Source organism: Nonomuraea sp. B19D2 (genome assembly GCF_040137845.1).
Lineage (GTDB): Bacteria > Actinomycetota > Actinomycetes > Streptosporangiales > Streptosporangiaceae > Nonomuraea.
Window position 1 is genome coordinate 1 of sequence record NZ_JBEFAK010000101.1, and the last position, 11,217, is coordinate 11,217.

At 64.1% G+C, this 11,217-nt stretch carries 6 protein-coding genes and 1 pseudogene; 3 read left to right on the forward strand and 4 right to left on the reverse strand.

All coding sequences use genetic code 11. From position 1 onward, the window contains the following. Nucleotides 1–366: 366 nt before the first annotated feature. Nucleotides 367–4,155 (forward strand): LamG-like jellyroll fold domain-containing protein, encoded by a 3,789-nt coding sequence (locus ABN273_RS58340; protein ID WP_349458418.1) that lies wholly within the window; start codon nucleotides 367–369, stop codon nucleotides 4,153–4,155. A 116-nt stretch (nucleotides 4,156–4,271) separates the two neighbouring features. Continuing rightward, nucleotides 4,272–4,796 (forward strand): hypothetical protein, encoded by a 525-nt coding sequence (locus ABN273_RS58345; protein ID WP_349458419.1) that lies wholly within the window; start codon nucleotides 4,272–4,274, stop codon nucleotides 4,794–4,796. 569 nt (nucleotides 4,797–5,365) lie between these two features. Here the strand turns inward: ABN273_RS58345 and ABN273_RS58350 are convergent. The 4 genes and pseudogenes from ABN273_RS58350 to ABN273_RS58365 all read right to left on the reverse strand — a co-directional run bounded on the left by ABN273_RS58350 (nucleotide 5,366) and on the right by ABN273_RS58365 (nucleotide 9,540). Further along, entirely contained in the window at nucleotides 5,366–5,533 is a 168-nt protein-coding gene (locus ABN273_RS58350; protein WP_349458424.1) for a hypothetical protein, read from the reverse strand. 36 nt (nucleotides 5,534–5,569) lie between these two features. Beyond that, nucleotides 5,570–5,725 (reverse strand): annotated as a pseudogene (locus tag ABN273_RS58355) (tetratricopeptide repeat protein); the annotation flags it as partial. Between the two features lie 32 nt (nucleotides 5,726–5,757). After that, nucleotides 5,758–6,051 carry a hypothetical protein gene (locus ABN273_RS58360; protein ID WP_349458420.1) on the reverse strand — a complete coding sequence of 98 codons (294 nt, stop codon included), beginning with the start codon at nucleotides 6,049–6,051 and terminating at the stop codon, nucleotides 5,758–5,760. A gap of 105 nt (nucleotides 6,052–6,156) precedes the next feature. Next, nucleotides 6,157–9,540: a tetratricopeptide repeat protein gene (locus tag ABN273_RS58365; protein ID WP_349458422.1), complete on the reverse strand. Its 3,384-nt coding sequence runs from the start codon at nucleotides 9,538–9,540 to the stop codon at nucleotides 6,157–6,159. A gap of 1,078 nt (nucleotides 9,541–10,618) precedes the next feature. On the opposite strand from ABN273_RS58365, the gene ABN273_RS58370 reads away from it, so the two are divergent. Continuing rightward, nucleotides 10,619–10,822 carry a hypothetical protein gene (locus tag ABN273_RS58370; protein ID WP_349458423.1) on the forward strand — a complete coding sequence of 68 codons (204 nt, stop codon included), beginning with the start codon at nucleotides 10,619–10,621 and terminating at the stop codon, nucleotides 10,820–10,822. The last annotated feature ends 395 nt before the right edge of the window (nucleotides 10,823–11,217 follow it).

Here is an 11,217-nt window from a genome sequence, read left to right on the forward strand (position 1 = left end):
AGAGCTGGAAGATCCTCCGCAAGCTACGCTGCAGCCCGTCCAAAGCCGGCCACCTCTGCAAGGCCATCGCCGTCCTTCAGAATCACCGCGTTGCTCAGGCGGCTTGAGGATGAGAAAGGGTCACTGAAAACGATCTTTACTTTTGTTTGCCTCCCATGTGAAGATCGCTCCGTTTTGTCGCATCTACCTGAAAGGCTGTGAGTGAACATACGCCGCACAGCGTCCGGCTTATCCAGCCGGATGCGCCACCGTGCTGCCCTGATCGCCGCGCTAGCGCTGCCCATCTCGCTGATGACAACACCGGCGACCGCCCAGAGCCCGACTCCATCCCGCTCCACCACCCCGCAGGCTCGCCTCAGCCCTCCGATGGCCACCGCACTCGCCCAGGCCAAAAAGGACAACAATCGCGTCGAGATCGAAGCGCTGCGCTCGGAAACAGGTACCTACTTCGCCAACCCGGACGGCAAGACGGTGCACGCCGAACTGTCCAGCACCCCGATCCGGGTCAAGAAGGATGGCGCCTGGCAGCCAATCGACACCAGACTGATCGAAAAGGACGGCGTCCTGCAGCCCAAGGCGAGCCTGGGCGACCTGACACTGTCGGCCGGCCGCGGCACCGATGCCGTCACCTACACCGACGCGCAGGGCAAGGCATCCATCGTCGCCCCCGCCACGCTGCCCAAGCCGGTGGTCAAGGACAACACCGCCACCTACCCCGACGCCTACGGCCCGGACGCTGACCTGGTGGTGACCGTCACCCCGAGCGGCTTCCGGAACGATGTGGTGATCCGCGAGCGGCCGGCCAAGGAGCTCAAGCTGCGGGTGCCGATGCGCCTGCCCAAGGGTCTGAAGCTGGGCGAGGGCGCCGACAAGACCCCCGGCGTGCTGGACGCCAAGGGCAAAGAGGTCACCGATCTGTCGTCCGCGACGATATTGGACGCCGCCGCAATGTCCAGCCCCGACCAGGGCCTCGTTGGCAAGGCGAGCACCGCGGTGGACGGCGACAGCCTGGTCCTGACCGCGCCGTCCGACTTCCTGGCCGATCCTGCCGTCACCTACCCGGTGACGGTCACTGCCGCCTCGGAGGACTGGGTGGGGACCGGCATCGCCGGCGACACCCACGTCAGCAATGTCCGGCCCAGTGGGCGCGACAACGCCACGCTGCAGTGGCTGCTGGCCGGCCGCTCGCACAGCGGCACCCAGACTCACCGCAGCTACATCCGTTTCAACATCAAGGGCACGCCGCTGGAAGGCGGCACGGTCGAGAACGGCGACCTGCGCCTGCACAACTACAACTCCCACACCTGCGACGATGAGGCCAGCGCCGGCATCGTCGCCCATCGCATCACCACACCCTGGACGGTGGACACGCTCACCTGGAGCAACCAGCCGTCGGTGACGGTCAGCGGGCAGGTCGGCAACAGGGCTGCCTACAGCTCACAAATCCCCTGCCCCGAAGGCGAAGGCGAGCTGTACTACTCCATCGAGCAGATGGTCCAGGCCTGGATGAACGGCGAACCAGACGAAGGCGTCCAGCTCATCTCGCCCACCGAAACCGTCGCACAGAACTGGCGCTACTACCGCTCCGACGAATACGGCGGCTACGACACCTACCCTTTCACCCCCCGCGGCCCCGTCCTCATCATCAAGTACACGCCCAAGCCTTCCGCGCCCAAAGTGCAGGGCTTCTTCATCCCCGGCCCCAGCGATGGCACACCCCCTACCGACGAAGAGATCGCGGACCATCTCACAGACCGCACCGATCCTCCAACTCTCCCTCTTCTCAACGAGGAGCAGGCACTCGCGCTGCGGGAGGACTCCGATGAGGCCGTCGTACAGGATGCCCGATTCGGCTTCTACCCGGTGGAGGAGATCACTCGGGAAGATTGGCTGGACACACTGGATCCCGATCAGGAGGTCTTCGAGCCGGAGCCTGAAACCATACCGCCGGTAGTCGTCGCCACGGATCCCCTGCCTGACGCCAACGACGTTCCGGTCTCAGCTGCGCTACAAGTAACATTCGATGAGCCGATAGCGGACCCCGTGTTCGTCGTCAAAAACACCGCCGGTGCCGTGGTGGAAGGCCAGACGAACTTCCAGGGCACGCAGGCCAGCTTCGTGCCGGCGCAACCGCTGTCCGTGAGCACGAAGTACACGGCTGAGATCAGCGGTGCAGTAGATGTGGACGGCAACGCGATGGCAGCCCCACATTCATGGAGCTTCACCACAGCCGCCTTCATGCCGGTTGAAGGTCTGGTGGCAGCGTATGGGATGAACGAGGGCACCGGGACATCGGTTGGCGACAGCTCGGGGAAGGGCAACAGCGGTACTGCCACAAGCACGAGTTGGGTCAACGGCAAATACGGCAAGGCTCTGTCCTTGTCCGGTACCAGCGGCAGTTGGGTCACCGTTCCTCACAGCTCTTCCCTCCGACTCACCAACGGCATGACCCTGTCGGCCTGGGTTAACCCAAACAACCTCAGCAGCTACCGCACCATCGTCATGAAGGACCACGCCTCGGGCTCCGCTTACGGCCTATACGCCTCCAACAGCACCGTCCCCTCCGCGTGGATGTATCGACCAAACACCGGACAACACGCCATCATCGACGGCACCACCGCTCTACCCCTCAATACCTGGAATCATGTCGCCGTAACTTACGACGGAGCCACCGCCCGCCTGTACGTCAACGGCACCCAAGCCAGGGAAATCCCCATGAACGGAGACCTCGCCGACGACGACGGCGCCCTCCACATCGGCGGCAACACCAGGTGGGGCGAATTCTTCAGCGGTCTCATCGACGAAGTACGCATCTACAACCGCGCCCAAACGTCTCAACAAATCCAAACCGACATGAACACGCCCGTTGGGCTTTCACCGCCGAGCCAGGCCACCACACAGACGAACCAGGCTCGGGCCCACACCAGCGCATCCACCGACAAATCTGGCGCGACACCAAATACGCCCACCGGTAGCCAGGCCGTCCAGGCCGGTAACCCTTTCCCCTACAATCGTATCGAAAAACAGATCGACTGCCAGTTGAACAGGCCAGAGCGCCATAATTTGTGGCGCTGGATCAAAAACTCTTTCAACGTCTGCTATACCGGCCTGATCGGCGAAAGAGTAACCGTTAATGACATACCGACGGGAATTAAATGGTCGGCACGTATCAGTATCGTCGTCCACACATATGTGGGACACGATAACCTAAACACGGCCGCGCGCGGTGAGCCGGGGATCCATAGCCGCCAGATAAAGGCCTGGATCAAGGTAGACCAGTTCTATCCAGGAGGGTTTGAAAACGCGGGAGGCCGCCCCTTCTCCGTTCATCTAAACAACACGAGCTCTTGCACCTCGGACAAGCCGCAAGGACTTTCCGACACTGTAGCCGACTGGATCCAGGGGCCGGACCGAGTCATTATCCTGACATCGCCGGCGGCCAGTTTCCCGGGGCCCGAGCATCGCGGCTTCTGCGGAATTATACCTTCGGTATATTATCCGGAGACCGAACCTCCAGCAAAACGGGTGGGAATGCTGGACAATGAACGTTTGGAATTCCGCTGTGACAGCTCGCCGGACATCAAGAACTACACCGGCGGTTGTGTTGTCTGGAGCTCCCGACCTGTTTGGCACCTGGACGGCAACCAAGAGGCGACGAAGCAGACAGCGGCTCACATCTGGAAGGCCCTCTACGACCAACAGAACACCGATACGAAATATCCCGGCCAAACAAAGAAAATCCCCGGCCGAATTAACCTGCTGGACCGCGGATGTAAGAGTCAGGTCGGATGTCTGACTAGGTCCGCGGAAGACCGCAAACAACGAGGAACTATCCCATTCAATAACTACCAAGCCTCTAAACGCGAGTGCAAAAAGCTCAAGACTCCGCCCAATGTCACGAAGAGATCATGCGACGAGTTCCCCTTCGCTTCTACACACCAGGGTACCGCGTACGCGGGCATCAACTACTCGGTCGCGATCGTGGAGTGCACCGACAACACCACTGCGGGGGCGCTGCTCGGAGCCTGGTACCACCGAGAGCGCATTCTTGAGAAGGATCCGTTCTGGGTCGACACGACGAAGGAGGGTGATCCGGTTCCGCCAAACGTCACCCCACCGGACTCCGCTGAACCCCCTATTGCGTGTGATCCCTGATTAAAAAGCGTACCGTCCGCCGCTGGGTTTAATTAGTGGCGGACGGTACGCTGATCGGGCGGAAATTTATTAAACGCAACTAGCAGTGGGCGCACGATCAACTAAAAGGAGTGTTCGTGATCGATTCAGCCTATTATAAATGGTTTTCGAGGGAATTCACGAACGCCCTCGCCTTGACGTGGTGTTCCGCCACCAATGATGTCATCTTGGCGGCCTATGGGATCTCACCAGAGAGAACTCAATCGGCACGCCTTAACTCAGCAGGCGACCTTCGAATGCTCATCGGTCGCGTGGGCAACGGCGCCCTCATCATCGAATTCAGTAGCTCTCCCGCCGACGAGACTCTTACTGCTCTGGCACAGCACGGCCCTTGCCTGAGCGTCCAATGGAGCGACTTCGTTCCGCCGCTAGTCTCATATCGCGCGAAAAATGGCCTCGTCGTCAGTTTCGACCCGTTGGATTGGGATTGGGATCCGATTCCCGACTACGCCAGTGTCGAGCAATGGGTTGCCGCCACTCCAGCCGATAGAGAAACATGGGATGACAATTGGGGTCTCGCCACGCTCATCACCGCCGAAGCGCTGTGTCAAGCCGCAATTGACGATGAATGGGTGCAATCCACACACATTGGCATCTCCTAAGGTCGGCGGTCCGAGAATCGCGACCTTGATGGAGCCGCGGGGACTATCCCCGCGTGCGCGGGGCGCGCCGGATGCTGGTGTTCTCGGAGGCAAGGTTCCAGGGACCATCCCGCGTGTGCGCGGGGAGCACTCACCCTGACCTGCGTGCGCTCGACACCAAGGTCATTTTGAGCACTCTGAAGGATTGGGATATTTGTCGCACGGCCCAGGAACGCCTCAGTGCGCAGCGACGCGCGACGTCGGAGCATCGACCCCCTCAACGCTGCCCATAACGGCGGCGCTTGGCTGCCTACGCAGCGCGATCAGGACCGTTTCGACGGCCTCCGTGGGGACCTTGACCTGAGAGGGAAGGTCGGCAGGTATCCGCCTCGATGCAAGCTGCCGGGAGCCGGATAGTTTCGCGATGGGATCGGGGACGAGTTCCACTATGTCGATATTCCACGTTGCGGCGCCTGCCGTTTGTAGGGCGGCCGAAAGGTGCTCCGGGGGTTGATCACGACGCCGGAACGCGCCGACGGCCAGGACATCGAGCACTGGTTCCGCAGCCGGGTCCCCGCCGAACTGGGCGATCAGCGTGCCAGTTTGGCGCGGAGGAGCTCGGCGTCCGGCTGCACCAGCTCTTCAAAAATGGACAAGGCCTGCTGCCACGCCTCTCGGGCGGCCTCCTGGTCGCCCAACGCCGAGTGAGAGTCACCAATCCTGGTCAGGACGTCTGCCTCGTCATAGCGATTGCCCATGTCCCGCCACAGAATCAGCGGTGCCTCGTAGTGGGTGAGCGCCTGCTCGTGTTGCCCCAATTCGGCGCATGTGTAGCCGAGGCTGTCGAGAGTGTCCGCCTCGCCATCGTGGTCGTTGAGGTCTTGGAAGAGCTTCAGTGCGGCGTTGCATGTCGCCAGCGCCGCCGGATACTCGCCCAGATGGGCCTGGCACCAGCCGAGATTGGCGACTGGTCAGGGCGTTATCAGCTGGCCTGGGGGCGTGGCCAGGCGAACAATCCTGGCTCGATCTCGACGAGAATGCCCTGGTTGACCAGGCGCTTGAGCTTGGCGCGGATGTTCTCGGTGTTCTCCTTCACGATGGGCAGGTCCAGCGCCTCGCAGAGGTCACGAGCTCGTAGTGGGCGGCCGAGGTCGGCGAAGACATCCAGAATCTGCCGGTAGGCGGGGTGGTCGGGGACCACGGGAGGCGGTAGGGCCGGCTCGGATCCGGGTTTGTCGGCGAGGGACAGCGCGCCACCACCAGAGCGACGTGCCAAGCCGCAGGCACGACCACCACTGCCACCCCTACCCTCCCGCGCCCGCAGCACGTTTGGCTCGACGGCCACCGCCCTCGGCCTCGGCCGGTTGGTGACCAAGGCTCGCTAGCCCTCTGCTTCCTTTGTCCGTGCCTCGACAAAGGCTTGTATCTCCCGGGCGGTGCCGAGGAGGTGCTGGAATTCCGTCAAGCCGTTGTCCACGAGGAGTTGGGCGTGCTGGGCGGCTTCGTTGGCAGCCGACAACGCCCCGTGGTGGTCACTCAGCTCACTGCTCCGGATTGTTATCAGGGTCATGAGCGAGTAGACGAGGTCAGGCGCGTGAGCGGAGAAATCCATACTCGCCAGCCGCCGTTGCCGTTCCACTGCCTCCTCCACCAGGGGCAAGGCTGTGTGCGCCTGGTCCCTGGTGCGTTCCCAGTGACCCACCGCACAGTACTTGATCGCGGTCTCCGCCAGCAGCCGGGCGAGCCCAGGCTCGTGCTCGGCCGAGTCCGCCTCGGTCAGGCGTCGCCGCAGTGCTATCTCCTCCGCCAACAGAGCCAGCCCTTCCGTGTACGGTACGCACGTGGCAAGGTTGGACAGGGTGGTCGCGAGACGTGGACCGTGAGCGGCGACGTCGGATTCAGTCAGACGCCTGAGGATCGTTGCCGCCTCACGGTACGGATCCACAGCCACTTCCTTCAGGTCTCTCCGGATCAGGTGCGCCCCGAGATTGTGGAGCGACTCGGCGAGGCGATGTTCGTGAGCTGCCGGGTTCTCCTGCGCCAGGCGTCGCCTGATCAGTACGGCCAGCTCTGTAACCGGCACGGCTTTCGCAGACTCGCCCACTCCTGCCAATCGACTGCCCAGGGTGTCGAGTGCCCCGGCGTAACTGGGCTCGTGGGCGGCGGGATTGATCGCTGCCAGACGTTGCGTGATGGTCACGGCCTCCTCCGCCGCCGCCAACGCCTCCTCAGAATGGCCCGCTGCGGCGAGGCAGTGGCTCAGGTGATTGAGTGCCTTGGCAAGCTTGTCTTCGAACAGGGCGGGATTGAGGGCCGACAGCCGCCGTGAGATCTCCACGGCCTGCTCGGCCGGACCCAACGCTTGTCCTCCCATGCCAAGCCCGTACAGGTGAGCGGTAATATTGATCAACGACAGCACCAGGGCAGGCTCGTGGGCCGCTGGATCGTCCACAGCCAGTCGAGCCTGGATGTCCAGGGCCTGCTGCTGAGCGGTCAGCGCTTCCCTCGTCCGCCCCAGCTCTGCCAGGCAGACGCCGAGATTGCTCAGGGCTCCGGCGTAGCGCGACGCGTTCTCCGGCTCATCTGGAGCCAGCAGCCGCCACATCTCCACGGCCTGCCGCGACGCCTCCAGCGTCTCCTCCCATCTACCTAGCTCCCTGAGGTAGACGCCCAGGTTGGTCAGGGAAATCGCGTGGGACGCTTCCCCTGGTGCCCGTCGCTGGTTGATCTCCAGCACTCGGCTCGTGGCAGTGAGCGCCTCCTCGTGCAACCCCACAGCCGAAAGATTCGTGGCCAGCTCCGTTAGCGACCGGGCGAGATCATCCTCGTGGGATTCCTGGTCCGCTTCTGCCAGCAGTTCACGGATGGCCACCGCATGCCTCGCCGAGATGAGTGCCCTTTGGTGCAGCCCAGCCCACGACTGGCGTAGGGAGAGGATGTCATACACACGAGCATGCTCGACCGCGTCATCCGTTTCAGCGAGCCGGTAGGCCGCGATCCGCTCGCATACCGCGGCTATCCCGGGATCGAGATCGGGCTGCGGGTGAGGCTTGGCAAGGTAAGGCTCTATGGCCCGCAACACGGAGATGTCTAGGTCCTTCATCTCCGCGAGCGTCGCGAGAGCGGCGCTGCCTGCCTGGGAAGCGAGCTCGGGGTGCTCGGTGAGCAGCCGGGTGAGCTGGCCACGGGTGAGATGGGGCCAGCGGTCGGCCGCGCTGATCAGGATTGTTAGCGCGTCACGTGTCCACGGGACTGGCTGCTCTGTGGAGGCGCTGAGCAGCCGGGCCGCAGCGCCGTCCGCCCACGGCGTGGACAGGTGCGCGCCGGGCTGGTGGCCGGGAGTGGTCAGAGCGATGAAGTCCTCGCCGAGCCGGTCAGGATAGAGGGGCTCCAGGCAGGTGGTTGGATCGGAAGGTGGGTAGCACGCGCGGTGCTCCCTCAGGAGTTGGCCGACGGGTGCAGAGGTCTCAACCTCAACGCGGGCCAGGGCGTCCCTGGCGGTGTCGTAGGTGAGGGGGCGGGTGAGCGTGGCCGTATAGACCACCTGGACCATGATGTCGGGTGGGAGCGCGTCCGGGGCGAGCGAATGACGTCGAGCCCAGTGGGCACGTTCGCGATCCAGCAGATAGGCCGACAGGCTTTGGGGATCGCGGGGTGGCTCGGCGCCGCGTAGGCGGGCGTCCACGGCCACCAACGCCGCCATATGGATGTTCAGCGACAGCCCAAAAGCAGGCGCCGTGAGGTTGTCGGGCACGGGAACGTCCTCGGCCTCACCCAGCCCCAGCGCTTCTGCGAACCGGTCGCGGGCCGCCAAAAACGCCTGCCGCCGCTCGGTGATAGCCCGGGCAGGCCCCAGCTCGAAGGTGCTGGGCAGGTAGCCCCACTGCCGCAGGTCCTCCTGCCAGCTCGCCCACCACGGCCCCGCCGAACGCGCGACCAGCAGGACCCGCAGCTTCTGCCCACGCCGCCTCGCCATCGCCTCTAGGAGAGTCCGCAGGTCCGTCGCAGGCCAGCGGTCGGCGTAGTCCACGACCACTAGCGCCTGCGTCCCCAGCGACGGCAGCGCGGGTGCGAGCGCGGCCTCTCCGGTCCGTACGGCCTGCCACACCCTCCACTCCGGCCCTGTAGTCTGGGCTAGCTGGGCAACCAGGCGGGTTTTGCCCTGTCCACCAGGGCCGTGGAGCATGCCCACCGCCACGACCGGCTCATCCATGTCCCGCCAGCGTTCCAGCCGCGCCAGGTCGTCCGCGCGCCCGGTGAACGGCACCACCTGGTGCCGCGCCAGCAGCAACTGACTGGGCTGGTGCCGCCACGCCTCGGCAGGCGGCACCCCCTTGGACGGATGGGGCTCAATCCGGTAGGCGGCCGGTGCCTTCCGCAGCCTGCTCGTCCTGAGCGTCTCCAGCGCTTCGACCAGGGCTTTGTGCCGTGCCTGCCACAGATCCCACGTGAGCAGGCGCTGATCCAGCGGGAGGTCTCTCTCATTCGCGTAGCTCTTGCAGGTGGCCAGAAAGTCCCTGACGAAGTCCAGGTCCGGAGCCTCCTTGTGCTGTGCTCTCAGGACCCGGTCGATCCGGCTCTTCGAGAGCACCTCACGCGGACTTCTGCCCTTCGCGGACAGCTGGTCCTTCCGCCGCCGGTCCTCCCGCTCCAGCATTTCGGGGCTGGGCCCGCCCGCGGCGCGCCGTACTTCCTCGAGCTCAGCCGCGAACCGTACGCGTAGCTCGTTCGCGATCTGGGTGCGCAGTTCGTCGTCCTCGCCCATGCCTCATCCTGTTCAAACCCGCGAATCCCAGATGGGTGCGCACGCCGGCACGTCGGAGCAGTCCATACCGGGCCGTTCTCCCAGATCCTCCCAGATTCCCCCTCTCGGGACCGCCTCATCGCACTCTCTCTCCTGTAAGCCATCTCACGAAAGGGAGATCGAGATGCCCCGCAAGCGCCTGACCCGCCGCGAACGCCTCGCTCTTGTCATGGCTGCACTTGTGGCGACGGTGAGCGGCGCGGTTCGTGCCCTCGTCACCTGGCTGCTCGCCCAGCTCTCCTAGCGGTTTCGTTCTGAACGGCAACGTGGGAGGGCGGAGTTGTCCCTCCCACGCTTATGCCACTCTCTGGCACCACGAGATGACCTCGCACCGTTCGCTCCCGTCATCGACGGAGACCTCGTCACCGCGCTGCCCTGGCAAGCCCTGTGCGACGGGAGGGCCGGCCACCTCGAACTCCTCTGCGGGTCCCCCCACAACGAATATTCCGGATCGATCCCCGCCGGGATCGATCCGGAGCCGGTGGCCGCCGGATTCGGACTGCGTTGCCCGGCCTTCAGCTGGGTGGTGACCCGCACCACGCGATGGCTGACTCGCAGCAGATCGCCTTCCAGCCGTCGACTGACATGCCGGCAGTCCTCGACCGTGAACAGCACGGTAGGCCATCGTGCGGCCCAGGCTGCAATGTCGGCATGTCCCTCCGCCGTGGCGCGGACGGTACGCTCAACGAGCTTACTACCGACCTGATCGACAGCGACGAGGGTGTGGGTGCGTTGTGGGCGTCGATGCCGATGACGACCAACCGTCCCTCCCGACGGACTCCTACCAGGCAGCTTGGGTCCATACCGGTCTGGCGGGCACGCCTAAGTCGAGCAGAGGCAGAATCAGGAACGATCTGCTCGTCTGCGAGCGTATCGGTGCCGGGTAGGGGCGCAGGGCCGAAGCGTTCTCGGCTGGTAGGACGCACGCGAGCTCGATGAGGACGGGCGGTTGAGGGCACCGGGGTGCAGCTGGCAAACGCGAACCCTGATGATCATTGGGTGTCTACGCCGGTCGATCAGAAACAGGGGCCGCGTTCGCGTGTCATCATCCCCGATCAACGTGCTCACCCGCCGTTTGAAGCACGTCACTTCCGCCGACCTGCTGGACGACCTGCCTGACCTGCCGGCCCTGGCCGAGGTCTTGGAGGCGGTCCCGACCCACGCAGCCGCCGTGGACGCCGCTACCGGCTCGGCCCGCTACCGGCGTTATCCCTGCTTGCCCGCCAAGGCCATCGCCAGCTGATCCGACTGCAACAGCACGACTCCTGTGAAGACACCCGCATCTGAAGAGCGGGAATGCCTTGCACACCTCCGACCACGGATATCGTCACAACCAGGCCAAACAGCAGTCAAGCGATATGGGCGGAAGGCCAGTTGGCGAGCACACGCACACCGAGCGGCAGCTACATATCCCCCATTACAAGACATACTGAACTTCAGATAGCCCCACTCTCCTGGTCCGAAAATCAGACATTCGCCAGGCAGGCGGCAGCGAACCTCACGTGTTGATTCAGAGCGGAGTGGTGCGGGCCGCGACGTTCAGGTAGTTAGTTCGAGAGTGACGCGGTAGCCGAGGGCTTCGAGCTCGCGGATGTGATGTGGTTACGTGTCTTGCGGTCGGGGATGATGGTTACGAGG